Genomic DNA, 26,477 nt, shown 5'->3' with positions numbered 1-26,477 from the left:
CACAAGCGAGCGCTTACACGCATCGCTTGCGTGAGCCCGCGCGCGCGTGCGATGCGCGTCGGTGTCGCCAAAGCGCATTTTTTGCGACTCTTCTTTCGACCTCATGAATCCCCGGCCTTGCTGCCGATTCATGCGACGCCGCTGCGCGGGGGAGAGACGCGTTGCCGGCGGTCGTTGAGGCCGCAAGTGCGAGACGCGTTTGCGTGTGATCTGAGAATTGGATTGGGTTGATTCGCTGCGGCACGCGCGGCGCGGGGTGGATTTGTCTTCGCGGAGGGTCACGGACGATTCCCGCGATCGAAGGAGACATCAACGTCGAAGGCTCGACGCATCGAGGCGCCGCCACGGTGGGATTCCGACAGGACGTCACGGGATCACTTCGACCCAGGCATGTATGGGGAGTTCATATGGAACGTCATACTCGCAAGCATTGGCTCATCGTTTCCCTGTTGATGGCGCTGTCCGCGTCCGCCTCTGCGGGCAACACCGGCGCGTCGCCGCCTTCGGATCGCTTCGACCTGAGCCCGCTACAGAAAAATCAGAGCTATACCGGCTTCATCGTCACCTACAAGGACGGTAGCGCCGAACGCCGCAACACCGCGATCGCGGTGCAGAACGTGAGCGCAGCGGTGTCGCGCGCGAAGCTGGCAGGGGGAACACGCGCCGCGCCGCGAACGCTCAAGGTGAGTTACGCCCGCAAGCTGGCCACCGGAGCCGATCTGGTGCATATCGACCGCGCCCTTTCGGCAGGCGAGGCGGCCACGCTGATCAGGCAGATCGCCGCCGATCCCGCCGTCGCCTACGTGGAGCCGGAATACATGCTCCAGGCCGTTGAAGACCTGCGGCCGGACGGTGCGATGGCTTTCGGTGCTCCCAACGACCCCAATTACGCGGTCTACCAGTGGGATTACCTGGCGCCCAATGGCGCGGGTTTCTTCGACCGCGCGCTCAGCGCGAACGTCGCCAACTGGGGCGCCGCCAACATCCAGCAGGCATGGGCGTTAGCCAGCGGCTCTGGCGTCACCATCGCGAGCCTCGACACCGGTGTTACCAACCACCCGGACCTGAACCTCTCGCTCGCCAACGCCGGCTACGACTTCATCGTCAGCGCCGCTACCTCAGGCCGCGCAACCGATGGCCGCGTGCCCGGTGGGTGGGATACTGGCGACTGGATCCCCGCGGTGAATCAGTGCGGCATGGGCGCACGCAAGAGCAGCTGGCACGGCACGCACGTGTTCGGCACGGTAGGCGGCGAGAAGACCAACAACGGCGTCGGCCTGGCGGGTACGGCCTTCGGTGCACAGGTGGTACCGGTACGCGTGCTCGGTCATTGCGGCGGTACCAATGCGGATGTCGCCGATGGCATTACCTGGGCGTCGGGCGGCAGCGTGTCGGGCGTGCCGGCCAATGCGCATCCCGCGCAAGTGCTCAGCCTGAGCCTGGGCGGACCTGGCGCCTGCACGTCGAGCAGTGCGCTGGGCCTGGCGATCATCGGTGCGGTCGGTCGCGGCGCTACCGTGGTGGTGGCCGCCGGCAACAGCAACGCCAACGCCGCGAACTTCTCGCCGGCCAGCTGCGCCGGTGCGGTGGTCGTGGCAGCCACCGGCATCACCAGCTCGCGTACGTTCTACTCCAACTACGGGTCGATCGTGACGGTGGCAGCCCCCGGCGGCGGCGTTTACAAGAACGATGCATCGTTTGGCTCGCAGACCACCACGGGCTTCATCTGGTCCGCGCTCAACGCCGGGACCACGACACCCACCACGCCTACCTACGGCACCATGGCAGGCACCTCGCAGGCCACTCCGCATGTGGCTGGCGTGGTGGCGCTGATGCAAAGCTATCGCCTTGCACGCGGCAAGGCCCTGCTGACACCCGCGAAGATAACGGAACTGGTGAAGTCCTCCGCCACCGTGCCGCACGTGCCGCCCAGCGCAAGCACGCCGATCGGTGCGGGCATCGTCAACGCTTATGCCGCCGTGCAAGCGGCCGGTAATCAGCCGTGATCAACGGCGGGACCGATGCTTCCCGCATCGGTCCCGCTCACCGCTTGTCTTGTATCTGTCGCCTGTTGTGAGTCGTCGGGGGACGGGCACGCACCGCGGCGACAGTAAGAGCGGCAACAGTGATCAAGGTTTCGTCGCCGCGGTGGAGTTTGGCGGCAAGGTCCGCGATATCACGTCGGGTGGCGAAAGTGACCATCAGGCATCGCCGCGCTTCAATGATGAGGCCGAGCGTTACAGCACAGGCGACTTGCGTGCGATGTATTCCTGGTCGGACTATCTGAAGTCGCACGTCGAGCGTAGCCATCACCCGGGCGAATAAGAGAGCTTCATCCATGATCCGAGATGCATTGCCCGAAGATGTCGAGCCGATCCGCCTGTTTCTCGCCGCCAACGGCTGGGCGCATCGCGTGGAGGACGCGCCGCGGTTTGCCCAGTTGCTGCAACAGTCCCAGCGCACGGCCGTCTGCATGGACGACGGCGCGGTGATTGGCTTCGCACGTGCCATCACGGACGGACTGTCCAATGGCTATCTGTCGATGGTGGTCGTGGCGTCGGGGCATCGCCGGCAGGGCGTTGGGCGAGCGTTGGTGGAGCACATCACGCGCGACACGCCGGACATCACCTGGGTACTTCGCGCTGGGCGCGATGGCGCGGCCGAATTCTTTTCGGCCCTGGGATTTCAGCCGTCACTCGTGGCGATGGAGCGCTGCCGCCGCGGAAGCTGAGCGATGACGCACCACTCTTCCTGGGTTGGCGCGGTGCCGTGCAGGCGCGGCCGTCGATGCGCATCGCTTGTGTGAACTTGATCACATAAGCGTGGCATGCCCGCGCCGGTGACGGCAATTATTTGCGATTCCTTCACCGATGCCATGAATCAATGGCACGGTCGCATCTTCATGCGACGTGGCTGTGCGAGGGGACAACAAGCGCGCGCCACCCATGAGTGACCTACGTTGCTGGCGGCTCCTGGAGCCGCCGGAGCGGTGAGCGTTTGCCTTGGCTGTGGGGATTACCGGTTTCGTTGATTCGCTGCGTTACGCGCGGCGCGGGTTCGTCTTGTCTTGGCGGCGGGTCATGGATGACTCCCGCGATCGCGGTAAACATCAACGTCGAAGGCTCGACGCATCGAGGCGCCGCCACGGTGGGATCCCGACAGGACGTCACGGGATCACTTCGACCTAACCCAAGCATGGAGAGTTCGAAATGGAACGTCATACTCACAAGCGTTGGCTGGTGGTTTCCCTGCTGATGGCACTGTCTGCCTCCGCGTCTGCCGCCGAGTTCGGCACGTCGCCGCCGCCCTCGGCCAATTTCGATGTAAGTCCATTGCAGAGCGATCAGAGCTATACCGGTTTCATCATCACCTACAAGGACGGCAGCGCCGAACGCAGCAACGCTGCCATGGCGGTGCAGAACGTGGGCGTGGCGGTATCGCGCGCAAAACTGAGCGCGGGAACGCTCGCCGCGCCGCGTGCGCTCGCCGTGCGATACGAGCGCAGGCTGGCCACCGGTGCCGATCTGGTGCACACCGACCGTGCGCTTTCGGCGACCGAGGCGGCCACGCTGATCCGGCAGATCGCCGCCGACCCCGCGGTTTCCTTCGTGGAGCCGGAATACATGCTCAAGCGCGTGGATGGCATTCTCCCAGCGGGCGCCGCCACTTTTACGGTGCCCAATGACCAGTACTACGGGGCCTACCAGTGGGATTACCTGGCGCCCAGCGGCGCGGCGTTTTTCGACAACACGCTCAACGCAAACGTCGCCAACTGGGGCGCCGCCAACATCCAGCAGGCATGGACGCTGGCCGATGGCACCGGCGTGACGATCGCCAGTCTGGATACCGGCGTCACCAATCACCCGGACCTCAATCTCTCGCTCGCCAACGCAGGTTATGACTTCATCACCAGCGCAGCCGTGTCGGGCCGCTCCAGCAACGGCCGCGTGGCGGGCGGCTGGGATACCGGCGACTGGACCACGGCGAACCAGTGCGGCTCGGGCCAGCCCGCCGAGAGCAGCAGCTGGCACGGCACGCACGTATTCGGTACGGCAGGTGGCGAGATCACCAACAACAGCACGGGCATGGTGGGTACCGCCTTCAACGCACAGGTGGTGCCGGTGCGCGTGCTGGGTCATTGCGGCGGTTCGAACGCCGACATCGCCGATGCCATTACCTGGGCGTCCGGCGGCACCGTGTCGGGCGTGCCTGCCAATGCGCATCCGGCGAAAGTGCTCAGCCTTAGCCTGGGTGGATCGGGCACCTGCCCGTCGAGCAGCGTGCTGGGCACGGCGATCACGGGTGCGATCGGTCGCGGTGCCAGCGTGGTGGTGGCCGCCGGCAACAGCAACGCAAATGCCGCGAACTTCTCCCCGGCCAGCTGCGCAGGTGCGGTGGTGGTGGCCGCCACCGGCGTTACCAGTACTCGCGCGTATTACTCCAACTACGGCAAGATCGTGACGCTGGCCGCACCTGGCGGCGGCGTGTACAAGAACGACGCATCGAGCGGCACGCAGGCCACCACCGGCTTCATCTGGTCCACCATCAATGCAGGCACGACCACGCCGACCACGGCAACCTATGGCGGCATGGCTGGCACCTCGCAGGCCACGCCGCACGTGGCAGGCGTGGTGGCGCTGATGCAGAGCTATCGCGTCGCGCTCGGCAAGGCCCTGCTGACGCCGGCGCAGGTCACCCAGTTGCTGAAGTCCTCGGCGACGGTGCCGCACGTGACGCCAAGCGGCAGCAAGCCGATCGGCTCGGGCATCGTCAACGCCTATGCCGCCGTGCAGGCGGCCGGTAGCCAGCCCTGATCGACCGCGGGGCCGATGTTCCCGCATCGGTCCCGCTTTCCACGCGCCTGCCATGCGCCATCCGTCACGGGTGACGGAACGGGGTTTTACGGTAAGGTGCGGGCAGGGGGATATTGCAAGACCGTGGCGCAACGCGCAGCGTCGGGCTGTCCGCCCACCGTCATCGTCATTGCCCACGGAGATGCTCCATGCGTTTGCTGCCCCTGTTTTCCGCCATCGTCCTAGGCCTGGGTTCGGTCGCTGCCGCGTCGGCGGACGATGCGCCGGCACCGGCACCAACGCGTGTCGCCGTGCGCGCCGCGCACCTCGTCGACGTCAAGGCGGGCACCGTGCGCGACAACCCGCTGGTGATCATCGAGGGCGAGCGCATCACCGAGGTGCGTTACGACGGTCAGGTGCCGGCAGGCGTCAACGTGATCGACCTGGGCAGCGCCACGTTGTTGCCCGGGCTGATCGACTGCCACGTGCATCTCACCGGCGACCCGGGCGAGGTGAAGGGCGATTACTACGAGGCTGTGCTCAAGCGCGGTTCGATCGATTCGGCGATTCTCTCGCCCACCTATGCCAAGCGGACACTGGATGCCGGCTTCACCACGGTGCGCAACCTGGGCGCGCCTGACTATGTGGACGTGGCGCTGCGCAACGCGATCGATCGCGGCGATATCGCCGGGCCGCGCATGCTGGTCTCCGGGCCGCCGCTGGGCGCCACAGGCGGCCATGCCGATGACACCACCGGCTTCTCGCCGTGGATCGAGTTCCACGGCGTCGAAGGTGTGGCCGATGGCGTCGATGCCATCCGCCATCGCGTGCGCGAAAACGTCAAGAACGGCGCCGACGTGATCAAGTTCATGGCCAGTGCCGGCGTGTTGAGCGCGGAGGCATCGGTCGGTGCGCCGCAGTATTCGCAGGAAGAAATGAATGCCGTGGTGGACGAGGCGCACCGCTGGGGCAAGAAGGTCGCCGCACATGCGCACGGCGCCGAGTCGATCAAGATGGCCATCCGCGCCGGCGTGGACTCGATCGAACACAGCAGCATGATCGACGAAGAAGGCCTCAAGCTGGCCAAGCAGCACGGCACCTATCTGGATTTCGACGTCTACAACGACGACTACATCCTGAGCGAATACGCCAAGAAGGGCTTCCCGGCCAGCACTGTGGAGAAGGAGCGCCTGGTGGGCCGCCTGCAGCGCGAGAATTTCCAGCGCGCGGTGAAGGCCGGCGAAAAGATGGCCTTTGGCACTGATGCCGGCGTCTATCCGCACGGCTGGAACGCAAAGCAGTTCGCCGTGATGACCCATTGGGGCATGACGCCGATGCAGGCGATCCAGGCGGCCACGGTCAACGCCGCGGACCTGCTCGGCATGACCGGCAAGGTGGGTGCGGTGGCGCCGGGCTATTACGCCGACCTGGTGGCAGTGAGCGGCGATCCGATCAACGATGTTGCGCAGCTGGAACACGTCAGCTTCGTGATGAAGGGCGGCGCCGTCGACAAGAACGACATCAAGCGCTGATCCGGGCCGGTTGGTGGCAACCTTCGCGGGACGTGGATGTTACTCAGGCTAAGCTTGTGTATCGCTCTCAACCCGTCCCCGAGGTGTGCCATGGAAGTTCGCCAGCCTGTCCCTCCCTTCACCGCCGAAACGGCGGCGCAGAAAGTGCGTCTTGCCGAAGACGGCTGGAACAGTCGCGACCCGGTGAAGGTCTCGCTGGCGTACTCGCCCGACACCTACTGGCGCAATCGCGCCGAGTTCGTGCATGGGCGTGAGGAGGCGCAGGCCTTCCTCGCCCGCAAATGGAATCGCGAGCTCGACTATCGCCTGATCAAGGAGTTGTGGACCTTCGCCGGCAACCGCATCGCCGTTCGCTTTGCGTACGAATGGCACGACGATTCCGGCCAGTGGTACCGCAGCTACGGCAACGAGAACTGGCAGTTCGACGAGAACGGCTTGATGACGCATCGCCATGCCTCCATCAACGACATGCGCATTGCCGAGTCGGAGCGCAAGTATCACTGGCCGCTTGGTCGCCGTCCGGACGATCATCCGAGCCTGAGCGACCTGGGCTTCTGATTGCCGTCACCATTCATCGATCACCGTCAAGGAGGCCACTGATGAGCCAGGCGGATAGCGGCATCAACCTGGATGCCGAACCCAGCGGCGAAGGCTGCGTCGAATGTCTCAAGGCCGGCGGCTGGTGGCTGCATCTGCGCCGGTGCGCGCAATGCGGCCATATCGGTTGTTGCGACAGCTCGCCCAGCCAGCATGCCAGCAAGCACTTTCATGAAACCGGCCATCCGGTGATCGCCAATTTCGAGCCGGACGATCCGTGGTTCTATGACTTCCGTACTCGCCGGGCGTACGACGGCCCCGAGTTGCGTCCACCCCTTTTCCATCCGCTGGATCAACCCACGCCCGGGCCGCGCGGCAAGGTTCCAAGGAACTGGGAAGACCTCCTGCATTGAACGCCAGCGGGGCTTCCACGCACGGACTTGGCGCGACCACATCGACGATGGATGCAACCCCATGAACGACAGCAACGCACTGACCGCCGGCATCGATCATGTGGGTTTGACCGTGAGCGACGTCGAGCTTTCGCGGGCTTTCTTCGTGCAATGCCTGGGCTGGCGGGTGGTCGGTGGCAATCCCGCGTATCCGGCGGTGTTCGTTTCCGATGGCACCTCCGTGCTCACGCTGTGGCAGGTCGACGGCACCGATGGCCACCAGCCGTTCGACCGGCGCAAAAACATCGGTCTTCACCATGTCGCGCTGAAAGTGCCCAGCGAGGAAGCGCTGCATGCGCTGTTCGCCAGGGTGGCCGCGTGGCCCGGTGTGGAAGTGGAGTTTCCGCCCGAGGCCGTGGGCAAGCTGGGCAATATGCACGGTTTCGTGCGTGAGCCGGGCGGCACGCGCGTGGAATTTCGCTACAACGTGCCGGCGTAGACCGCGGCAGGAACGTGCGTGCTTGCCGCTGCGCGCGTTCCACGGGAGACTGGGCCACGCGCTCACACCAGCGCGCAGCGCTACACGCACACGGGACAGGCAATGAACGAACACGTGGACTTTCCAGACGACGAGAACGGCGACGTGCTGCGGCAGATGGCCGAGCAGGGCGACGACCTCTCGATCGCGCGCGAAATCGACTTCTCGGTGATCTTTCCCACCGAGGAAGCCGCGCTGAAGTTCGCGGTGCTATTGCTGAGGAATGGCCAGAAAGTGTCTTTCTCCGAATACGAGGCGGATGAGGAACGCCCCTGGGAAGTGCAAGCCCACCCCTTCATGGTGCCCACGCACGACAACATCAGCGGCTACGAAAGCCTGCTCGCCAGCGAATCCGAATCGCTCGGTGGCCTCAATGATGGCTGGGGCTGCGTGGTGCAGGAGTAAGGCGGAGCGGTCCGCCGCTAGCGCGAAGGCGCGTGGCCGCCCTTGGCAATCACCGCAGCTCGATCGGCATGCTGCACACGCGGTGCCCGCTGGATAGCGGCATGCACCGCGGGGTCAGTCGAGACCGGGGGATGTTCGCTGGCGCGGTGATGAAACGCCAGCGCGGCGGCGCGGACTTCGGGTGGCGCAAAGCGCAGCTCGCAATCGGCATGGGCGTTCAAGCTGGGCGACAACATCAGGGCGAGCATAAGCGTGCGTTGCATGAGATACCTCCGGCKTACTCGGAGGTTCCCATGAGGCGAGGGAAGGCGGCCATCCGGTTCTTGTGATGTGCGACGCTCGTGGCACGCCGCTTCGAACCAGTTGCGTCCAGCGCAAGCTAGAACTTGCTGTGCTCCACCTGCCGCTCACGACGCATCAACGTCCACTCCGCATGCTCGGTCAGCGCGGCATCGCCCAGTGAGCGCAGGATGCCGCGCTTCTCCGCAGGATCGTCGGTACGGTCGAGCGCCGCGCGGGCGCCGCTGAAAATGCGCTGCATGAAGCGGTATTGCCGGATCAGTTCCTTGTCGGCCTTCCTGTATGCATAGGCTTCGCGCACGGCGGCAACGATCGACAGCACGGCCATGATCACCACCAGCGTGTTCTTGATGTCTTCCGGCAGTTTGAGCGCAAACATCGCCAGAAACACACTGATGGAGATGCCCACCCACAAGCTGATCGAGCCCACCGTTTCGGTCAGATGGTGCAGGCCTGCGCTCTCCAGCGTCTTGCATTCGAAGTAGTGCAGTTGGCCCGAGCGGCCCGGTTCGCCCACCCATTCGTTGATGACCTGGGCCAGCGCGTCCGGCTCTGGCTTGGCTGGCGGCTGCAGGCCGACGGCGCGCATCACATTGCGGATCCAGCCCAGCTCGATGTTCTGCTTCTGCAGGAAATTGTCGTGCGCAAACTCGTGGTCGGTGTCTTTGGAGATGCCGGCGCGCCGCCAATACAACTGGATGCGCAGGCCTTCGGCAAGCGCGCGATAGTCCAGATACTTGCGGTGCCATTCGCGGCGCCGCGCGAGTGCGGCGACGATGCCGCCTGCCGCAAACAGCAGCAGGAAGAAATAGATCATGTTGTTCTGCTGGGTGAGATGGGCATAGAGGGTGAAGGCGATGCCCATCAGGGCGGCCAGCGTGTACGTCACGCGCAGCGCCAACAACACGCGCTTGCGAAAATGCATGGCGAGCCAGTCGGCACATCGAAAAAGCCGATCGACCGCTTCCGTGCTTTCGCCGGGTGACACGCCATGCTCGCCGGCCGCGGCGTCGATCTGCGGGGCGTAGGTCTCGCAATCGTCGTTGAATTCGATCATGTGACGAATCATCAGGTCGAATTCTTCCGGTGGTTCGGCCTGCAGCGACACGTGGTCGCCGGTGCGCCAGAGGGTCTGCAGCGCCGTCAGGCCTTCGGCCACCGAACCCTGCGCGCCTTCGCGCGAACAGACGATGTGATAGAGCAGGTGCTCGTCGCCGCCGCTCAGGATATGCCGCGCCTGGCGCGGATGTTCGATGATGCCGGGCAGCGAGCCGTGCAGGTAGTACTTCACGATTTGCGCGGTGCCGCCGAGTCGTCCGGAGTCCTTGCCGTCCCAGATCGACACCAGGATGTGCGCGTGACTGGCGATGAACACGCCGGCCTTCGCATATTGCCGATTACGCGCTTCGCCATGCGCCTGCAGTGCCTCCCGCGACTGGCTTTTCAGCAGCGGCAGGCGGATCACATCGGCGCGTTGAAAAAGCTCCTCGAACCGCTCGCGTACCACGGGCTCGGCGAAATCTTCGACATACATGTCGCGCGGCAAGGGCAGCGGAACCACCAGGCGCGCGCCCGCCGCCAATGCCTCGTTCGCGAACAGCTGATCGCCGCCTTCGGCCAGCGCCGAGAGCGCCACCAGCGGCAGCGACGGGTAATCGCGCTTGAGTGAGGCGAAAAAGGCCTGCAGGCGTTGCCGGATCGGCTCGATCTCAGCCGCGGCGATGTTGCGATGGCTGGTGACGCCGACAACCAAAGGTGTCATGGCAACCTCCGCGCGAGCCACGGTCCGGACCAGCGAACGCGTGGTGTGTCCATGGTGCAGGCAAGGCGGGGCTCACCCTGACGAGAAGGGCGCGTGAAGGCCCGCTCGCATCCCCTCCGCGAAACCACACGCAGCCTACCGCAAAAATGTGATGTACATCACATTCTTGATATCATTCCGGGAGGTGGCGAGGGGCGAGCGTCACCCGTTCCAGTCTGGCTCTGCGCCGGCTGGTCAGCGGTTGCGGGACGTTCCCGGCCAGGAAGGCCATGGCCTTCCTCGGGAGTGCACGGCGTCATGAAGCAGCCTCCGGCGGCCCCGGCATGTCGGTACCGCGCCTTCATCAGCTATAGCCACCGGGACAGTTCCTGGGCGGGCTGGCTGCACAAGGCGCTGGAAACCTATCGCGTGCCGTCGCGCCTGGTGGGCAAGCAGACTGCCGCCGGTGTGACGCCGCGGCGACTCGCGCCGATCTTTCGCGATCGCGACGAACTGGCCAGCGCCACCGATCTGGGCAGCAAGGTACGCGAGGCGCTGGCGCAATCGGCCAACCTCATCGTCATCTGTTCACCGTATGCGGCCACGTCGCATTGGGTGCAACAGGAAGTGCTCGCGTTCAAGCGGCTGGGGCGCAGCGCCAACATCTTCTGCCTGATCGTCGATGGCGAGCCGAACGTAGGCGCGCGCGGTGATCCCGCACAGGAATGCTTTGTCTCGGCGTTGCGCTTTCAACTCGATGCCAACGGTGAACTGGGCAGCGAAACCGCCGAACCCATCGCCGCGGATGCGCGCGCTTCGAAGGACGGGCGTCGCAACGCCAAGCTGAAACTGATCGCCGGCATGCTGGCGATCAGCTTCGACAGCCTCAAGCAGCGCGAACTGCAACGGCGAAATCGACGCCTGAGCATGATCACCGCGGCTGCGCTGGTGGTGGCGGCAGTGACGGCGTCGCTGGCGATCGTGGCGATGCAGGCACGTCACGCCGCCGACGTCGCGCGCGTGGCGGCCGAGCGCCGGCAGCGCCAGGCGGAAGACTTGATCGACTTCATGCTGGGCGACCTCAACGACAAGCTGCATCGCATCGAGCACCTGGACATCATGGAAGATGTCGACAACAAGGCGATGAAATACTTCGCCGGCATGCCGACCACCGACGTCACCGAGCAGGCATTGGCCCAGCGCGCCAAGGCGCTGGAGCGCATCGGCTCGGTACGCGAGGAACAAGGTCATCTGCCTGATGCGATCGCCTCGTACCGGGCCGCGGCCATGCTCGCCTCCGCGCTCGCGCAAAAGGCGCCTACCGACGCGGCCAAGCAGCTGCAATACGCGCGCATCCTGGCCTTCATCGGCCGCGCCCACTGGTTCGAGGGCGAACTCGACGCCGCCCAGACCAGCTTTGAAGAAGCGCAACACGTGCTGCTGCGCGCCGAGCCGTATGCCAAAGGCGATCTCGAGCTGCTGTTGGAGCTTGAGATCGTGGACAACAACATGGGCCATGTACTGGAGGCGCATGGTCGCCTCGACGAGGCGCTGGTCAGCTACCGCAGCGCGCTGGAGCTGGCCGGCAAACTGGTGGCCGCCAAACCCGATCGCGCCGATTGGGCCACCGAACTCGGCGGGGCGCACAACAACATCGGCAAGCTGGCGTTGCTGCATGGCGACCTGGCCGGTGCCATCGCCGAGTACGGTTCGGACGATGCGATTGAAACGGCCTTGTCCGCGCAGCATCCCGACGACTCCAGCCAGCGCGACTCGATGCTCACGGTGCGCGCCATCCTCGGTCGCACGCTGGCCCTGGTCGGTGATGACGCGACCGGCATGCGCCACATGCAACAGGCGGTTGATATCGCCGATGGACTGCTCAAGAGCAGTCCGAACAACAGCGGCTTCCAGGAAGACGTGGCCCGCTATTGCGCGCAGCTGGCACGGCTCAAGCGCCTCAACGGCGATCTGCCCGCCGCCAACGCACTCACCGCACGCTCGCTCGCCCTGGCGGCTGCGCTGGTCAAGCAGAGTCCCACCGACGCCGGCCTCGCGCGCTTGCAAGCCGAAGCGCAGACCGAGCACGCCGCGCAGTTGCTGGCGGCGGGGCAGGCCGACGCCGCGCACGCGCAGTTGCTGGTGGCGCTGGACACGCTCCGCCCCATGCGGGTCAAGCAACCGCATGAGCGCTCGATCGTCTTGGCCAACGGCGCCGCGCAACTGCTGCTGGCGGCGGCCACGACCGATCCGGCGGCAGCCGCGCAGCTGCGTCGCGACGTGGTAGCGATGGCGCAAGGGCAACCCAGCGGGCAAGGCGATCCACGCTTGCTGTCGATGCAGGCCCGGGCCTTGCTCGCGCTAGGTGAGACCGCCAAGGCAGATCCCTTGGTGCAGGCGTTGTGGGACAGCGGCTATCGCGATGCGGAATGGCTGGCCGTGCTGCGCCGCGCCCACGTGGCCTATCCCATCAACACCGTCTTCCAGAAAAAGTTGGTGGCACAAAGCAGCGGCGTTCGCTGATCAGGCTGACCGGGGCAGTCGAGAGTACGGGAGCACCATCGGGTAGGGAACCGCAATCTCTCAACGACGGGAGTTCATCATGAAAACCAGCAACCCCAGCAAGATCGATATTGAAGTGGAGCTTTATCGCAATCCCAAGCCAGGACGGGAGGAAAACCTGTTGGTGGTCAATCAGGGCAAGCACCACCACGCCTTCGAGAAGGTCGCCAGCGATGACCAGCCACATACGATTACCTGGACGCTATCGGGCAACGCCAGCGACGGCGAGTTCTGCGCCGCCGACGATCCGCACAGCCCCGGCTTCTCATGGCTGGTGCGCAAACCGAGCGACAAGGTGTTTCGCAATCTGCGCTACGAAGGCAAGAAGAAGATCAGCATCGACAACTACCATTGCGACAAGAACAGCGAAGGCGTGTGGCACTACCAGCTGTTCGCGCGCTTTGGCGACAAGGTGTACGGCGTGCCGTTGACCTTTGTATGCGGCGAGTCCAACAGCCCTCATCCATCGATCAAGAACAACTGATCCGTCCATCTCGCGCAAGGTCGCCCACGGACGCGGCGGCCTTTGCGCCAACACCTTCATGCGGTGTCGAGACTCGCGTGCGTACAGGGAAAGCCAGTTAACCGGCGTGATGCCGCCCACATCGATCTCTCGCGTTTCTCACACGTTGTCTACGGAACCGGTCGCACTGTCCAGCCACACGCGGCAAGCCTGCCGTGGTCTTGCTGGAGCGTATTCATGAGCGACCTCATCGAAAGCCAGGCCAATGAGTCTGTGGAACCTGCCCAGAAACAACGTGGCGGCATTGGCTACGTCTTGCTCTGGATCCTGGGTGTCCCGCTCCCTGTGCTGATCCTTATCGCGCTGGTTCGTGGTTGCGCCTGACCTCAAGGAGAATCTCCATGGCTACCACCTATAGCAGCGCCATCGCCCTGGACCCTCTTGCGCAGATGCGCTGGAGTGCCGTCTTCGCAGGTTGGTTTGTGGCGACGGGTATCGCGATACTGCTCTACGGCGCGGGCATCGCGTTGGGCTTCACGGCATTCAATCCGCACAACGCGGAAGCGGCCGCCAAGGGCCTGGGCATCGGCACCATCATCTGGATGATCCTGACCTGGGCTGCCTCGCTGTTCGTGGGCGGCCTGTTTGCCAGCTGGTTCGACGGTCGTGCCGACGACACCATGGGCAGCCTGCATGGCATCACGGTATGGGGCGTGGCGATGACTGCGAGCACGCTGTGGCTCGCGCTCACGCTGGGCCAGCTGAGCCATGAGCACAAGTCGCCGCATGGCGACCACGCAGGCACCATGGCGATGGCCGACAACGAGCCGATGGCGGTACTGCGCACGGATGTCCATCGCACGCTGGCGACACAGCGCGAAAGCCGCCCCGACAACGAGACGGAGAAGGCGCTGATCGCGGCCCTGGTAGCCGGACATACCGACACGGCGCGCGCCATCCTGATCGCGCAAACCGAGATGCCCACGGATGCGGCGACCATGCGCGTCAATACCTGGTTGCCGGTGGCCAACGCCACGCGCGACCAGCTCAAGAGTGACGCCGACCGCTTGAAGCACTATGCGGCCGTGGGCATGTTGACCTTGCTGCTCAGCGGGCTGGCCGGTCTGGTCGCGGCTGCCCTGGGCGGCTGGATGGGCTCGCGCCATATCCATCGCATCTACCACTTGCGTCGCTACGAGGGTCGTCCTTTCCGCGGGTAAGCGCGCGGCTGGGGCAGAGGTAACGGCAGCGCCGGTGCAGGCGCTGCCGTTTGCGTTTCACTGGGACAAGCGTTGGCGACGACTGCAGGCCGGGCCGTACGCCAGCGTGATTCGAGCCATCGAGATGAAGAACAAGCTTTTCATCGTGGTGAAATCGACGGTCGATGCGTTCAGCGACGACGAGTTGCTGACGCGGGCAGCGGCCTTGTCGTTCTACGCCGCGCTGTCGCTGGCGCCCTTGCTGTTGCTGCTGATGTGGAGTGTGGCCATCGTCAGGCCGGACTGGGCCGACGGCGTGACCCAGATGATCTCCACCATTGCGGGCGAACGGGCCGCGGTGGCCATCAACGACGTGCTCGGCGCCGTGCGCAATCGCCCCATGACCGGCAGCGTGGCCGGCGCGGTGAGCGTCGGCATCACCTTGTTCAGCGCGACGGCGGTGTTTGCCCAGTTGCAGGGCACGCTCAATCGCGTCTGGCGCGTGAAGCCCGAGCCAGGAGCAGCCATCGGCGCCTGGTTGCGCGCACGTGCGCGGGCGGTGGCGCTGCTGGTCGGCATCGGGTTTCTGCTGGTGATCTTTTTCATCATCGGTACGCTGATACGCCACGCCATACCCGAAGAAGGCGCGGTATGGAACGTGGTGGGGTCGATCAGCGGTTTCGCCGTGCTCTTCATCGCGTTCTGCGCCATGTACAAGGTGTTGCCGGATGCCCGGGTGGATTGGTCCGACGTCACCCTTGGCGCCTTCATCACCGGAGCGCTGCTGCAGATCGGCAAGTACGTGATCGGTTTCTACCTGCAGCGCGCGAATGTCGGCAGTGCCTACGGCTCCGCGGCCGGCCTGGTGGTGCTGCTCACCTGGACCTACTACTCCGCCGTGGTGGTCTTGACCGGTGCTTCGTTGACACGCGCACTGGCAGACGCCTTTGGCAAACCGATCCGACCCAGCGCTCACGCGGTGGAAATCGACTAGCGCCGTTTGCTAAGCGGCAACCAAACGCTGCACGCCTCTATACATTTTGCGCTTAAAAAGTTGACACGCCCGTTATCTCTTCGCGCCCACGCTTCGTGACGCAGTCTCTACTCGGGGCGGTTGCTGCCCTGGGGACATCTCATCATTGCTGGCGCTGCGGTGCCACGAAGGGAAACGCCATGTCGCTCATCCTGTTGATCATCGTCCTCGTCCTTGTGATTGGCGCCTTGCCGTCATGGCCTTATAGCCGCGGGTGGGGTTATTACCCCAGCGGCGGCCTGGGCCTGATCCTGCTGATCTTGTTGATCCTGCTGTTGATGGGTCGCATCTGACGATCTACCGATGCAGCGAGAGCAGGAACAAAGACGGCGCCCTCGTGCGCCGTCTTTGTTTTTGATCAGTTTCAGCGATTCAGCGTTCGGATCACTTTGGACTCTCAAGGGTTCGACAGGTCGTTCACTCCGCGGAACGCAGGATCGACGTCGTACACGTCCCCCACGGCACATCGCTTTGGCGTGACGTGGTGGAGGTTCCTGCATGTCGCTTCAATTCACGCTGGCCCAGCTGCCCCCTGCGGTGACGCTGCGTCGCTGCTGGACCAATGCCAGCTGGGGCTCGCGCCGGCTCGATGTCATGGTCGCCATTCCGGCTCGCAACGAAGCGGGCCGCATCGGCCGCTGCCTCGATGGGCTGGAACGTCAGGACACGCTGCGCCGTTTTGGCGTACTCGTGCTGGTCAATGGCAGCTCCGACGACACCTACGCCGAAGTCGTGGCGCGCGCGCGACGGCATGCGGCATCGCCGCTCCTGGTGGTGGAGGCGCAGCTTCCGCCGGAGCGTTGCGACGCCGGCGCTGCGCGTTGTGTCGCCATGCATCTGGCGGGTCGCTGCCTGCCCAGCGGCAGCGGCGCGATCTTCACCACCGACGCCGACAGCGTGCCGCCATCGCGCTGGATTGCCGAGTACAGCGCGCTGATCCATGCGGGATACGACGCGGTGGCCGGCCTTGCACGACTGCTGCCGGAAGACATGGAAGACATACCGCGCTCGCTGCTGCAGCGTCGGATGGCGGAAACGCGTTATGAAGCCTGCCTGGATGCGCTCGAAGCGTGGCTGGATCCCGTCGCGCACAACCCATGGCCGCGCCACTACCAGGCCAGCGGCGCCAACCTCGCCTTGAGCGCGGCCGCGATGCATTTGGTGGGAGACGCGCCGTGGCCTGCCTGTGGTGAGGACAAATCCCTGGTGCATGCGCTGGAGTTGCGCGATGGCCGCGTGCGGCACGACACCGTGCAGCAGGTGCTGACCTCCGGCAGGTTGTTCGGACGCGCGCGCGGCGGCATGGCCGATACCATGCGCAAACGGATACTGGAGCCCGATGCGCCGTGCGACGAGCGGCTGGAGTCGGTCGAACATGCCTGTTTTCGGGCTCGCACGCGGCGACTGCTGAGGGATTGCCACGCAGGACACCGCAGCGCCGAGCCGCTGGAAGCCTTGGCTGCTCGCGTCCACCTCACTACGCGCACGCTGCAGGCAGCCTTGCGCACGGGCGGGTTCGGCGCCGCCTGGCGCGTGATCGAGAGCGCTTCGCCGCGGCTGGCCAGATGGCCATTGAACCCGTCGCAACTTTCCGCGCAGTGTTCGCGCGGCGAGGCCTTGCTTGCGCGCATGCGCATCCCGCATGCGCGACAGCACGATCAGCTCGCGGGGATCACGCCATGAATGCCATCGCGATGGCACGACCGTCGACGCAGCGGGACCAGATGCTCGCCATGCCGGCCGATCTTGAGTCCACGCTGGATCGGCTCGCGGCGGAAGACGACCGCACCGACAGCGCCCCCATCGATGCGCTGAAGTATCTCGTGCACTGCGGTGCCGCCACGGCCGTGCTGCCGGCATCGCTGGGCGGTGCGGAGTTCGGATGGTCACGGCATGCATCGCCCAGTCTCGGCGAATGGCTGAGGCGACTGGGTGCATCGCATCTCTCGCTGGCGCGCCTCTATGAGGGCCACGTCAACGCCTTCCAGCTGATCTGGACCTACGGCAACCGCGCTCAGCGCGATGCCGTGAGTCGCCATGTGGCGGAAGGTGGCTGGCTCGGCGTGTGGAATGCGCCCCATCCCACGGGCCCGCTCAGGCTTTCGGATTCCGACGAAGCGTACGTGCTCGATGGCCACAAGGCCTACGCGTCCGGCGCGGGCTTGATCAACCGGCCGCTGGTGACGGCGCAGCATGAGCGGCTTGGCTATGTGATGGTATGGCCCGCGGTCGCCTGCCAGGTGGGTGCGCGCGAAGAGTGGGAGATGCACGGCATGCGTGCTTCAGTAACGTTGCCGATTCGCTACCACGCGGCCAGCGTGGCGCCCGATGCCATCATCGGCGCCGACAATGACTACCACCGTGAGCCGATGTTCAGCGCGGGCGCCTGGCGTTTTCTTGCCGCCCAGTTCGGCGCGGGAGAGCGCCTCGGTCGACTCGCGGCGCTCGCGCTCACGCGCGCCGGTCGCGATGGCGATCCGCATCAGCGTGCACGCATGGCCGACGTGGCGATAGCCGTGGAATCGGCGGCGCTTTGGGTGGAGCGCGCACGCTGGGCGGCCGATAGCGATGCGTCTTGTGCGGAGATCATCCATATCGTGCGCATGGCCCGCCTTGCCGTCGAACGCCAGCTGCTCGAGGTTATCCAGTGGGTGCACCGGTCGGTGGGCCTTGCGGCGTTCCGGCGGGATAACCCGATCGAGCGCATCACGCGCGACCTGGAAACCTACCTGCGGCAGCCGGTACCGGATCTGGTCAGGGATCGCATCGGCGAGCACATGCTCAGCTTCGCGGTGCGCCCATGACGTATGCCCAGGCGATGCAGCGTTTGCCGCTGGTGGCGCCAGAAACCCTGCTGGCGCAGCGCGGGCTGATGGTGGTAGCGCCGCATCCGGACGATGAAACGCTGGGTTGCGGTGGCCTGCTCGCGTGGGCGGCGCGCTGCGATCTGTTGCGCCATGTGGTGTTCCTTACCGACGGTGAGTGCTCGCATCCCGATAGCGAGCGCGATATGGGAGCGATCCGCCGTGGCGAGGCGATCATTGCGGCGGCGCATCTGGGCCTGAAGCCATCGCATCTGAGTTTCATGGGCCTGCCCGATACCGGCCTGTTGACCCTGGGCGGCGAGCAGCGCTTGTGGGCGACGCATTGGCTACGCCATCTCGCCGCCGAACGCAGCCCGTGCCTGATCGTGGTCACCGCCGATACCGATCCCCACGGCGATCACCGCGCGGCCTGCACCCTGATCCTGGAAGCCACGCGCGGACTGCACGGCGTGGAGGTGATGACGTATCCGATCTGGAGCTGGCTGCTGCACGACGAGCCGGCGTCGGTCAGCGGCATCCGTGTCGATATCAAAGCACATCGTGCCATCAAGGCATCGGCGATCGAGGCTTACGCCAGTCAGCAAGGCCGCCTCTCGCTCGACGTCGATGGTTTCAAGATACCCGAGGAGTTATTGCGCCATGTCCACGCCGACACCGAAGTTTTCCTCCGCCCCCAGCTATGACCATGAGTTTTTCGAGCACTTGTATACCGGCCAGGTCGATCCCTGGTCGGTACTCACCAGTGCCTACGAGCGCGACAAATACGAGGCAACGCTGCAGGCGCTGAGCAAGCCGCGCTATCGGCATGCACTGGAGCTGGGTTGTTCGATTGGTGGGCTTACACGCTTGCTTGCCACCCGCTGCGATGCCGTGACCGCAGTCGATACCAGCGCCACGGCGCTGCTGCGCGCCAGGCAGTTGTGTGACGCGCCGAACGTGACTTTCGTGCAAGCCCATCTTCCCGATGGCGACTGGGGAGGCTCGTACGACCTGGTGGTGTTGTCCGAAGTCCTCTACTACTTCTCGATACCCGCCCTGGTGCGGCTGGCCGACCGACTGTCCAAAGTGGTCATGCCCGGTACGGAATTCGTGGTGGCGCATTGGACGGGCGAGACCGACTATCCACTCACCGGCGATCGCGCCACCGAGCTGTTTCAAAGCCTGATGCGCGCCGACCTGCGCAGCCGCACGCGCCATCCCAAGTATCGGCTGGAGAGCTGGATGGCGAGCGGGACCTCGTGACTGCGCACCTCACCACGTGCGAGAGCGCACGCTAGACGTGCGCGTTCTTGGCGGCAGGCCGCGCGACAGCGGCCTCGACCACACGCACCAGATCGGCGCGACCGAATGGCTTGGGCAGACGCAGCACGTTCCTGGCCGATCCTTCGGGCAGCTCCGCATAGCCGGACGCCAGGATGATGGGCAGGCCGGGCCAGCGCGACTGGACTTCTTCGATCAACTGCAGCCCGTTCATCACCGGCATCGCGTAGTCGGTGATCATCACGTCGAAAAAGGTTTTCTGCGACAGCTGTTCCAGCGCCTCGCGCGCGGAATGCGCTTCGACGGTGACGTGGCCCAGGTCATTCAACACCGCGGTGATGGTCATGGCGATCAGCGGATCGTCGTCCACCACCAGGATGCTTTGCGCGGTGGCGTTGGCCTCGGGCTCAGGCTCGGGCGCGCGTGCCGGCGCGGCGACTGAGGTCCCGGCCATGGGCAGCCACAGTTCGGCGGTGGTGCCGCGTCCTTCCTGGCTGCGCAGCAGCAGGCGTCCGCCGGATTGCTCGGCCAGGCCGTGCACCATGGACAAACCCAGGCCCGTGCCCTTGCCGATGCCCTTGGTGGTGAAGAACGGCTCGGCTGCGCGCTCGAGCGTGGCGGGATCCATGCCGTGGCCATCGTCGGTCACGGAGAGGCTCACATAGTTGCCCGGCGGCAGGGCGGTGCGATGGCCGCTTTGCTCGATCGTCTCGTTCCTTGAAGTGATGATGATGTGCCCACCCTCGGGCATCGCATCGCGCGCATTCATCACCAGATTGAGCAGGGCCAGTTCCAACTGGTTGCCGTCCACCAGGGTCTGATGCAGCGTGAGCGGAAAGACCGTGTCGATGGTGATGGTGGGGCCGGCTGAGCGCTGCAGCAGGCTGCTGATCTCCTGCACGAGTGCGCGCAGATCGATCGCGGTGGGCTTGAGCTCCTGCTTGCGCGCGAACGCCAGCATGCGTTTGGTCAAGGCGGCACCGCGACGCGCACCGGCCAGGGCATTGCCCAGCAGATTGAGCGCCTGCGGATCATGCGTCAGCCGCGGCTCCATCAACTCCAGGCTGCCGATCACCGCCATCAGCAGGTTGTTGAAATCGTGCGCCACGCCACCGGTGAGCTGGCCGATCGCCTCCAGCTTCTGCGACTGGAACAGCGCCTCGCGTGCGTCGGCGAGCGCGGCGTCGGCATCGCGGCGTGCGGTGATGTCGCGGGTGACCTTGGCAAAACCCACGTGACGTCCGTTGTCATCGGTGATGCGGTCGATGATTACGTGCGCCCAGAACGAGGTGCCGTCCTTGCGCACGCGCCAGCCTTCGGCCTCGAAGCGACCCGTGCTCGCGGCGACACCGAGCGCGCGCTGCGGCTCGCCCGCGGCGCGATCCTCCAGCGTGTAAAACGTCGACAGATGCTTGCCGAGTATTTCCTCGCGCGTATAGCCCTTGATGCGCTGCGCGCCGGTGTTCCAGCTGGTGATGAAGCCGTCCTGGTTGAGCATGTAGATGGCGCAATCGCCGACGCCTTGCAGCAACAGGCGAAATTGCTCTTCGCTGTGGCGCAGGCGGTCTTCCGCCTGCTTGCGTTCGGTGAGGTCGCGCGTGACCGAGGCGTAGCCGATCGGCGTGCCGTCCGAGGTTTTCACCAGGTCGAGCACCATATTGGCCCAGTACTGCGTGCCATCCTTGCGGCAGCGCCAGCCCTCCGCTTCCACGCGACCTTCTTCGTAGGCGGTGACCAGCGCCAGTTCGGGTTCGCCGGCGGCGCGCGCCTCGTCGGTATAGAACATGCTCAGATGTGCACCCAGCACCTCGGACGCGGTGTAACCGGCACTACGCTCCGAACCGATGTTCCRGCTGGCAATGGTTCCATCCAGATTGATCAAACAGATGGCGTAGTCGACAACGGAGTCGACCAGCAGCTCGTACTTGTTTTGTCCCGTGGTGTTCAAGCGCCCCTCTTGGTACCGCGTAGGACTGGGTGGTCATTGTTTGTCGAGGAAACGTGTAGAACGCGTCAAATTCACGGGCTTGTTTGGTTGCTGCGTCCAGGACGCACGTCACGTGACCTGGCGCTGCCTCTTCAAGCCGTCAAAACCGATCGGTGCTCGCCAGATACCGCCATTGACCCGGCTGCAGGCGGGACATCGGGATGCGGCCGATGCGCAGGCGCCTGATCGCCAGCACCTTCAGGCCCACCGCGTTGCACATGCGCTCGACTTTCTCGATCGCAATCCGCTTCAAGGCGAAGCGCAGGTGGTTTTCGTTCTGCCAGCTCACCTTGATCGGCGGCAGCGCGTAGTTGTCGAAGCTGAGCCCATGGTTGAGCAGGGCGAGGCCATTGGGCGCCAGCTTGCCGGTCACTTCCACCACCAGTTCCTGCTCGATGCGGTCGAAGTCTTCTTCCAGGCGACGCTTGACCCGCCAGTCCTGCGTGAATACCAGCAGGCCACTGGCCGCGTCGGGCAGGGCCAGTGGCGACTCCAGTCGGGCGAAGTGACGCTTCAGCAAGCGCACGCCCGAGGCGTCGTCTTCGGCGCGGCTTTCCACGCGGACCAGCGCGCGAGCCTCATCGACCGTGACGCCGGCGGGTTTGTGCAACACCAGGGTGGCCGGTTCGGCGGGCTCGAGCTTGGCGTGCGGATCGATCTCGATGTGCTGTTCCAGCACCTTGAACTGCGGCTCCTCCACGGTCACGCCGTCCACGCGCACCCAGCCGCCTTCGATATACATTTCCGCCTCGCGTCGCGAGCACTGGGTCAGGGCGGCGACACGTTTGGCGAGGCGTTCGGGTTCGGTCATCAGCGTTGCCAGGGAGGGATGTGCGCCATTATAGGCGCTGCGGTGCCGGGTGGAGCCCGTCTTCGCAGCCGGCTGGGGCGTCGCCCTGTGGTGGCATCGTGTCTTCAGGGACGATCAGAGCAGGGGGCAAGCCATGTCGGATCACGAATCGATGAAGGAGGCGCGGCCTGTGGGTCCCGAGCGACGCATCGTCGCCATTGATGTGTTGCGGGGCGCGGCGCTGTTCGGCGTGCTCTGCGTCAATCTCATTAATGAGTTTCGGGTGTCCATTTTCCAGCAGTTTCTTCCCGCATCCACTGACGGTTCCTGGCTGGATCATGCCGTCCAGGCGACGGTGAGCATCGGCATGGAGTTGAAGGCCTTCGCGCTGTTCTCCCTGCTGTTCGGTGTGGGCCTGGCCATTCAATTCGAACGACTGGCAGCGACCTCGCGCCGTCTCCCGCTGCTGAGCCGGCGACTGCTGGTGCTGCTTGGGCTTGGCCTTATCCATCTGTGCTTTATCTGGAACGGCGACATTCTCACCGAGTACGCGCTGGTGGGCTTGCTGGCCTTGCCCTTCCTCTATGCGTCAAACCGCCTTCTTGCCGTGGCAGCCGCGGTCGCCCTCGCGATCTATGCGGCCTTGCCGTTCTGGCTGCCGGATACGTTCTTCTGGCCGAGCGGCGTCTCGCTCCAGCAGTATGTGCAAACGGCTACGGCGGTGTATGCAGGCGGCACATGGGCGGACGTCATCCGCTTCAATCTCGCTGAAATACCGCATTTGATACCGCTGCATGTGCTCGTCGCACCGCGCACGTTCGCGTTGTTCCTGCTGGGTGTGATGGCATGGCGAAGCGGTCTGCTGCGACATCCCGAGCATTATCGTCGCCTGCTTGTCGGCATGGCCGTGGTGGGCGTGGTCTTGGGATTCGCTATGAATTTGCTGGATCCATCCTCGGCTTGGCGCAGCTGGGCGCCGGTCATCTCGGTGCTAAGCACGCTCGGCCCGTTGGTGCTGGCGATAGGCTACGGGGCTGCGATCACGGTGCTTTATATGTTCACCCGGGCCGGCCGTGTGCTTGGTGTGCTGGGTCCACTCGGTCGCATGGCCTTCAGCAACTACCTGGCCCAGTCGTTGATCTTCGGCTGGATCTTCTTCGGCTATGGATTGGGTCGCTTCGGCCAGATGAGTCCATCGCACGCCATGGGCCTTGGCGTAACCGTCTATGTGTTCCAGATCATGGCCAGCCGGTGGTGGCTCGGGCGATACCGTTTTGGCCCGATGGAGTGGCTGTGGCGAACGCTCATGTACGGCGCTCGGCAGCCCTGGCGGCGCTCGACCGACACGTATGGCGAAGAGAGCGCTGGCGCCGCGTCCGAGCTGAAGTAGACTGCCGACCAGTCCATGAGTCACCGACCGCTCCGCTCTCGCTGAAACCACCATCGCACGCACACGAAGGAGTTTGGCATGGCCAGGCAATTGCTCCTGAAAGCGCTCGCCCTGATGTTCACCGGCGCGTGTCTGTACTGCGGCCTCACGGCCACGGATTTCCACGCGCTGACAGTCGGTGCTGCCGACGAGTCCACGAGCTGGCCCAAGGTGATACTCGCGGTTGCCTTCGGCATAGCGGCCGTCACTGCGCTCTACTTGTCCGCTCCGGCGAAAGAAAAAGCGTCGGAGCGTTGAAGAGGGCGGTCGGGTGAAAAAGTGGCCCGCCGGGAAGCAGCTCCCATGGCGAGGCGGGAAAGGATCCAGGGGGCACGGAAAGCCAACCCCGGCGTTATGTGCGCCAGCTGGCACTTCTAGGCTGATCGATCTAATTGTGCACCCATGGATGCCGTGACAGGATTTCCCATTCGATCTCAAGGTTGCCATCGCCCTCGCAAGCTACGGCGTCGTCCTCAAGCAAGGGCAGGTGGTACCGGTGGGCGAAGGTGCGACGTGAGCTGCCGGCTTCCGACCCGGAGCGGACGGTCGTAGTCATCGCGTGGAAGCAGATCTATCCAGGGAGCAGGGGGATCAATGCAGCCTGAAGGTTTGAAAGTCATCATCATTGCCGTCATCGCCATGGCACTCTTCGGTGCGAGCTTTGTTGGTTACATCGCCCATCTGAAGAAGGTCGCTCCCGCAAAAAGCGATCCCGCCTGGCAGGTGACCGGTGTCGACGCGGACAAGCGCTTTGCGAGATTGGGCGGGCACAAGGCATGGACAATCAGGTGCATTCAGGCTCTTTCTTTCGTGTTTTGTATAGCCACTTTTACGGCTGTGGCAGAAGATCTATCCCCGTCCCTGGGCAATCTTCCCGCACGCTACACCGAAGCGTTCAAACTCTACAAAGCTAAGCAATACGCCGAGGCCGCTGCCATCCTGGAGCCATTTCTCAAGGCCGGTTCGGAGGGCATGGATGAGCGCTGGAATCTTGCCATGTACGACCTGGCATGCTTCGAGGCTCTGGCGGGTCGCAAGGAGCTGGCGATAGATGCCTTGATGGCCTGGGAGGCCAAGGGTGGTAGTGGGTCCGCGGAGCATTTGGCCACCGATACGGATCTCTCGTCACTCCATGGAGACCCTCGCTTCGTGCAACTGGTCGAAGCGGCCCGCAACCAGGAGCATCTGTGGGCGCGCGAGCCTGGACAGGGGCTGCCAGCGGTACCGGATCTGAACGATGACGCAAAGGTGGCGGGGCTGTCCGTGGTGTGGTCGGAGACGCGCTTCAACTTTGCCTTCTTCGATCGGCAACCGGGCCTGGACTGGAACCAGGCCTATCTGGACTTCCTGCCCAAGGTGCGTGCCACCTCAACCACCGAGGAGTATTACCGCACGCTGATGCGGTTCGCCGCCATGCTCAAGGACGGCCACACCAACGTGTATCCCCCTGAGGCCCTTCAGGACGCCTTCTACGGCAAGCCTGGGTTGCACACCCAGCTGGTAGAGAGCGCGGTCGTGGTGACGAACGTGGATGACCCGGCATTGCTCACGCAGCGGTGGCGGGTAGGTGACGTGTTGCTGACGATCGACGGGGAAGACATCCGACGCTATGCGGAGCGACAGATTGCGCCTTACCAGAGCTCGTCCACGCTACAGGACTTGCAGGTTCGTACGTTCGACTACGCCTTGCTCAGCGGGCACGCAGGCAGCCAGATCCATGTGAGCGTGAAGACGGCCGCGGGCAAACTAGAGGCGCGGAGCCTGACGCGACTTGCGCTAGCGGACTGGGCGGCGTTCAAGCGAGAACGCGCTTCGTTTCAGCAAAGGCCGGACGGTATCGCCGTGCTCACCATCAACGAGTTCGAGGACACGGAAGGCACCAAGACGTTGCTGGCGAACCTGCCCAGTATCAAGGTGGCCAAGGGGCTGGTGATCGATGTCCGCGCCAATGGCGGCGGCAGCACGCCCGTGGACCTGCTGCAGGTGCTGGCCAAGGAACCGATCCGCGGCCCCCTAATCCGCACCCGCAGTTATCGCGCCGCCGACCGCGCGCGTGGCGCGCTGCCCGGCTGGACGGACCTTCCTGCGTTCCAGGCACCCGTCGACCCGGTCCACCACATCGATGTGCCGGTTGCGGTGCTGACCAGCGCACATACCTTTTCCGCAGCGGAGGATTTCGTGGCGATGTTCAAATCCATGCACCGGGGCATAACGGTGGGTGAGACCACGGCGGGAAGCACCGGGCAGCCATTGTTCTTCCAACTACCCGGTGGCGGCAGCGCGCGCGTTTGCACGCGCAATGATCGTGCGCCTGATGGGACCGTGTTCGAGGGGGAGGGCCTGCGCCCGGACATCGAAGTTTCGCCTACCGTGGAAAGTATCAAGCGAGGCAGGGACATCGCTTTGGAACGCGCGGTAAAGGCGCTGTTGGTCGCCAAGTGACGAGGCGCCCTGGCGTCTGAAACGATACGTGACCAACCGGGGGGCGCTTTCGATCCAAAGCAATGAGATGGACTCCTCCCCGTCTTCGGCATCGAGTGCCAGACTGGAAGCGATTAGAACCAGTCGCTGGCGAAGAGGAGTCCACCCATGAAGCTTACGCGCATCGGAGTAGACGTGGCCAAGCAGGTCTTCCAGGTCCACGGGGTTGATCGACACGAGCAACCGATATGGCGTCGCCGCCTGTCACGG

General features: G+C 64.6%; 26 protein-coding genes and 1 pseudogene. 23 read left to right on the top strand and 4 right to left on the bottom strand.

Annotated elements, in window-relative coordinates:
• Nucleotides 1-407: 407 nt before the first annotated feature.
• From AC1DMG_RS04895 to AC1DMG_RS04855, 9 genes are all read left to right on the top strand, one after another.
• Complete coding sequence (locus AC1DMG_RS04895; RefSeq protein ID WP_477180217.1) at nt 408-2,006, top strand: S8 family serine peptidase; 1,599 nt, start codon at nt 408-410, stop codon at nt 2,004-2,006.
• A 49-nt stretch (nt 2,007-2,055) separates the two neighbouring features.
• On the top strand, nt 2,056-2,325 hold the full coding sequence (locus AC1DMG_RS04890) for a hypothetical protein (protein ID WP_477180216.1): 270 nt from the start codon (nt 2,056-2,058) through the stop codon (nt 2,323-2,325).
• Between the two features lie 13 nt (nt 2,326-2,338).
• Entirely contained in the window at nt 2,339-2,731 is a 393-nt protein-coding gene (locus tag AC1DMG_RS04885) for a GNAT family N-acetyltransferase (protein WP_441604926.1), read from the top strand.
• A 478-nt stretch (nt 2,732-3,209) separates the two neighbouring features.
• A complete protein-coding gene (locus AC1DMG_RS04880) occupies nt 3,210-4,814 on the top strand; it encodes a S8 family serine peptidase (protein ID WP_441604925.1) in 1,605 nt (534 codons plus the stop codon).
• Nucleotides 4,815-5,002: 188 nt separating this feature from the next.
• Nucleotides 5,003-6,325, top strand: coding sequence for a Xaa-Pro dipeptidase (locus AC1DMG_RS04875; protein ID WP_441604924.1), 1,323 nt, complete (start codon nt 5,003-5,005; stop codon nt 6,323-6,325).
• 90 nt (nt 6,326-6,415) lie between these two features.
• Nucleotides 6,416-6,883 (top strand): nuclear transport factor 2 family protein, encoded by a 468-nt coding sequence (locus AC1DMG_RS04870; RefSeq protein ID WP_046971766.1) that lies wholly within the window; start codon nt 6,416-6,418, stop codon nt 6,881-6,883.
• 41 nt (nt 6,884-6,924) lie between these two features.
• Nucleotides 6,925-7,275, top strand: coding sequence for a UBP-type zinc finger domain-containing protein (locus AC1DMG_RS04865; RefSeq protein WP_441604923.1), 351 nt, complete (start codon nt 6,925-6,927; stop codon nt 7,273-7,275).
• A gap of 61 nt (nt 7,276-7,336) precedes the next feature.
• Nucleotides 7,337-7,753 (top strand): VOC family protein, encoded by a 417-nt coding sequence (locus tag AC1DMG_RS04860; protein ID WP_441604922.1) that lies wholly within the window; start codon nt 7,337-7,339, stop codon nt 7,751-7,753.
• A 102-nt stretch (nt 7,754-7,855) separates the two neighbouring features.
• Nucleotides 7,856-8,197, top strand: a complete 342-nt coding sequence (locus AC1DMG_RS04855) for a ribonuclease E inhibitor RraB (RefSeq protein ID WP_441604921.1) — start codon at nt 7,856-7,858, stop codon at nt 8,195-8,197.
• 17 nt (nt 8,198-8,214) lie between these two features.
• Here AC1DMG_RS04855 and AC1DMG_RS04850 read toward each other — a convergent pair whose 3' ends face one another.
• Nucleotides 8,215-8,460: a hypothetical protein gene (locus AC1DMG_RS04850; protein ID WP_441604920.1), complete on the bottom strand. Its 246-nt coding sequence runs from the start codon at nt 8,458-8,460 to the stop codon at nt 8,215-8,217.
• A 116-nt stretch (nt 8,461-8,576) separates the two neighbouring features.
• The gene (locus tag AC1DMG_RS04845; RefSeq protein WP_441604919.1) at nt 8,577-10,259 is read right to left on the bottom strand and encodes a hypothetical protein; all 1,683 of its coding nucleotides are present in this window, start codon (nt 10,257-10,259) and stop codon (nt 8,577-8,579) included.
• A gap of 297 nt (nt 10,260-10,556) precedes the next feature.
• Between AC1DMG_RS04845 and AC1DMG_RS04840 the strand changes: the two genes are divergently transcribed.
• The 10 genes from AC1DMG_RS04840 to AC1DMG_RS04795 all read left to right on the top strand — a co-directional run bounded on the left by AC1DMG_RS04840 (nt 10,557) and on the right by AC1DMG_RS04795 (nt 19,562).
• Complete coding sequence (locus tag AC1DMG_RS04840; protein ID WP_441604918.1) at nt 10,557-12,761, top strand: TIR domain-containing protein; 2,205 nt, start codon at nt 10,557-10,559, stop codon at nt 12,759-12,761.
• Between the two features lie 79 nt (nt 12,762-12,840).
• The gene (locus AC1DMG_RS04835) at nt 12,841-13,284 is read left to right on the top strand and encodes a hypothetical protein (protein ID WP_441604917.1); all 444 of its coding nucleotides are present in this window, start codon (nt 12,841-12,843) and stop codon (nt 13,282-13,284) included.
• A 216-nt stretch (nt 13,285-13,500) separates the two neighbouring features.
• Entirely contained in the window at nt 13,501-13,647 is a 147-nt protein-coding gene (locus AC1DMG_RS04830) for a hypothetical protein (RefSeq protein ID WP_441604916.1), read from the top strand.
• Nucleotides 13,648-13,664: 17 nt separating this feature from the next.
• Nucleotides 13,665-14,483 (top strand): hypothetical protein, encoded by an 819-nt coding sequence (locus AC1DMG_RS04825; protein WP_441611528.1) that lies wholly within the window; start codon nt 13,665-13,667, stop codon nt 14,481-14,483.
• Nucleotides 14,484-14,517: 34 nt separating this feature from the next.
• A complete protein-coding gene (locus tag AC1DMG_RS04820; RefSeq protein ID WP_477180215.1) occupies nt 14,518-15,456 on the top strand; it encodes a YihY/virulence factor BrkB family protein in 939 nt (312 codons plus the stop codon).
• A 179-nt stretch (nt 15,457-15,635) separates the two neighbouring features.
• Nucleotides 15,636-15,788: a DUF3309 family protein gene (locus AC1DMG_RS04815; RefSeq protein ID WP_204636844.1), complete on the top strand. Its 153-nt coding sequence runs from the start codon at nt 15,636-15,638 to the stop codon at nt 15,786-15,788.
• A 205-nt stretch (nt 15,789-15,993) separates the two neighbouring features.
• Complete coding sequence (locus AC1DMG_RS04810) at nt 15,994-17,178, top strand: glycosyltransferase family A protein (protein WP_441604913.1); 1,185 nt, start codon at nt 15,994-15,996, stop codon at nt 17,176-17,178.
• Nucleotides 17,175-18,299, top strand: a complete 1,125-nt coding sequence (locus tag AC1DMG_RS04805) for a hypothetical protein (RefSeq protein WP_441604912.1) — start codon at nt 17,175-17,177, stop codon at nt 18,297-18,299. Before AC1DMG_RS04810 ends, AC1DMG_RS04805 begins: the two co-directional genes overlap by 4 nt.
• A complete protein-coding gene (locus AC1DMG_RS04800) occupies nt 18,296-19,003 on the top strand; it encodes a PIG-L deacetylase family protein (protein ID WP_441604911.1) in 708 nt (235 codons plus the stop codon). Before AC1DMG_RS04805 ends, AC1DMG_RS04800 begins: the two co-directional genes overlap by 4 nt.
• Nucleotides 18,960-19,562: a class I SAM-dependent methyltransferase gene (locus tag AC1DMG_RS04795; RefSeq protein WP_441604910.1), complete on the top strand. Its 603-nt coding sequence runs from the start codon at nt 18,960-18,962 to the stop codon at nt 19,560-19,562. Before AC1DMG_RS04800 ends, AC1DMG_RS04795 begins: the two co-directional genes overlap by 44 nt.
• 31 nt (nt 19,563-19,593) lie before the next feature.
• Here AC1DMG_RS04795 and AC1DMG_RS04790 read toward each other — a convergent pair whose 3' ends face one another.
• Nucleotides 19,594-21,528, bottom strand: a complete 1,935-nt coding sequence (locus AC1DMG_RS04790; RefSeq protein WP_477180214.1) for a hybrid sensor histidine kinase/response regulator — start codon at nt 21,526-21,528, stop codon at nt 19,594-19,596.
• A gap of 139 nt (nt 21,529-21,667) precedes the next feature.
• Complete coding sequence (locus tag AC1DMG_RS04785) at nt 21,668-22,378, bottom strand: rRNA pseudouridine synthase (protein ID WP_441604908.1); 711 nt, start codon at nt 22,376-22,378, stop codon at nt 21,668-21,670.
• 133 nt (nt 22,379-22,511) lie between these two features.
• Between AC1DMG_RS04785 and AC1DMG_RS04780 the strand changes: the two genes are divergently transcribed.
• The 4 genes and pseudogenes from AC1DMG_RS04780 to AC1DMG_RS04765 form a co-directional block, all read left to right on the top strand.
• A complete protein-coding gene (locus tag AC1DMG_RS04780) occupies nt 22,512-23,747 on the top strand; it encodes a DUF418 domain-containing protein (protein WP_441604907.1) in 1,236 nt (411 codons plus the stop codon).
• 78 nt (nt 23,748-23,825) lie between these two features.
• On the top strand, nt 23,826-24,044 hold the full coding sequence (locus AC1DMG_RS04775; RefSeq protein ID WP_441604906.1) for a hypothetical protein: 219 nt from the start codon (nt 23,826-23,828) through the stop codon (nt 24,042-24,044).
• Between the two features lie 336 nt (nt 24,045-24,380).
• Nucleotides 24,381-26,228: a S41 family peptidase gene (locus tag AC1DMG_RS04770; RefSeq protein WP_441604905.1), complete on the top strand. Its 1,848-nt coding sequence runs from the start codon at nt 24,381-24,383 to the stop codon at nt 26,226-26,228.
• A gap of 147 nt (nt 26,229-26,375) precedes the next feature.
• Nucleotides 26,376-26,477, top strand: a pseudogene (locus AC1DMG_RS04765) (IS110 family transposase); the annotation flags it as partial.

The organism is Dyella sp. 01N36 (assembly GCF_056399745.1).
The sequence above is the reverse complement of the archived record's forward strand: the minus strand, read 5'-3'. Positions and strand labels throughout refer to the sequence as shown.

Bases quoted from the DNA above. Each gene is read 5' to 3' on its own strand.
- AC1DMG_RS04895 (WP_477180217.1), top strand. From the start codon at position 408: ATGGAACGTCATACTCGCAAGCATTGGCTCATCGTTTCCCTGTTGATG.
- AC1DMG_RS04885 (WP_441604926.1), top strand. From the start codon at position 2,339: ATGATCCGAGATGCATTGCCCGAAGATGTCGAGCCGATCCGCCTGTTT.
- AC1DMG_RS04880 (WP_441604925.1), top strand. From the start codon at position 3,210: ATGGAACGTCATACTCACAAGCGTTGGCTGGTGGTTTCCCTGCTGATG.
- AC1DMG_RS04875 (WP_441604924.1), top strand. From the start codon at position 5,003: ATGCGTTTGCTGCCCCTGTTTTCCGCCATCGTCCTAGGCCTGGGTTCG.
- AC1DMG_RS04870 (WP_046971766.1), top strand. From the start codon at position 6,416: ATGGAAGTTCGCCAGCCTGTCCCTCCCTTCACCGCCGAAACGGCGGCG.
- AC1DMG_RS04865 (WP_441604923.1), top strand. From the start codon at position 6,925: ATGAGCCAGGCGGATAGCGGCATCAACCTGGATGCCGAACCCAGCGGC.
- AC1DMG_RS04860 (WP_441604922.1), top strand. From the start codon at position 7,337: ATGAACGACAGCAACGCACTGACCGCCGGCATCGATCATGTGGGTTTG.
- AC1DMG_RS04855 (WP_441604921.1), top strand. From the start codon at position 7,856: ATGAACGAACACGTGGACTTTCCAGACGACGAGAACGGCGACGTGCTG.
- AC1DMG_RS04850 (WP_441604920.1), bottom strand. From the start codon at position 8,460: ATGCAACGCACGCTTATGCTCGCCCTGATGTTGTCGCCCAGCTTGAAC.
- AC1DMG_RS04845 (WP_441604919.1), bottom strand. From the start codon at position 10,259: ATGACACCTTTGGTTGTCGGCGTCACCAGCCATCGCAACATCGCCGCG.
- AC1DMG_RS04840 (WP_441604918.1), top strand. From the start codon at position 10,557: ATGAAGCAGCCTCCGGCGGCCCCGGCATGTCGGTACCGCGCCTTCATC.
- AC1DMG_RS04835 (WP_441604917.1), top strand. From the start codon at position 12,841: ATGAAAACCAGCAACCCCAGCAAGATCGATATTGAAGTGGAGCTTTAT.
- AC1DMG_RS04830 (WP_441604916.1), top strand. From the start codon at position 13,501: ATGAGCGACCTCATCGAAAGCCAGGCCAATGAGTCTGTGGAACCTGCC.
- AC1DMG_RS04825 (WP_441611528.1), top strand. From the start codon at position 13,665: ATGGCTACCACCTATAGCAGCGCCATCGCCCTGGACCCTCTTGCGCAG.
- AC1DMG_RS04815 (WP_204636844.1), top strand. From the start codon at position 15,636: ATGTCGCTCATCCTGTTGATCATCGTCCTCGTCCTTGTGATTGGCGCC.
- AC1DMG_RS04810 (WP_441604913.1), top strand. From the start codon at position 15,994: ATGTCGCTTCAATTCACGCTGGCCCAGCTGCCCCCTGCGGTGACGCTG.
- AC1DMG_RS04805 (WP_441604912.1), top strand. From the start codon at position 17,175: ATGAATGCCATCGCGATGGCACGACCGTCGACGCAGCGGGACCAGATG.
- AC1DMG_RS04800 (WP_441604911.1), top strand. From the start codon at position 18,296: ATGACGTATGCCCAGGCGATGCAGCGTTTGCCGCTGGTGGCGCCAGAA.
- AC1DMG_RS04795 (WP_441604910.1), top strand. From the start codon at position 18,960: ATGTCCACGCCGACACCGAAGTTTTCCTCCGCCCCCAGCTATGACCAT.
- AC1DMG_RS04785 (WP_441604908.1), bottom strand. From the start codon at position 22,378: ATGACCGAACCCGAACGCCTCGCCAAACGTGTCGCCGCCCTGACCCAG.
- AC1DMG_RS04780 (WP_441604907.1), top strand. From the start codon at position 22,512: ATGTCGGATCACGAATCGATGAAGGAGGCGCGGCCTGTGGGTCCCGAG.
- AC1DMG_RS04775 (WP_441604906.1), top strand. From the start codon at position 23,826: ATGGCCAGGCAATTGCTCCTGAAAGCGCTCGCCCTGATGTTCACCGGC.
- AC1DMG_RS04770 (WP_441604905.1), top strand. From the start codon at position 24,381: ATGCAGCCTGAAGGTTTGAAAGTCATCATCATTGCCGTCATCGCCATG.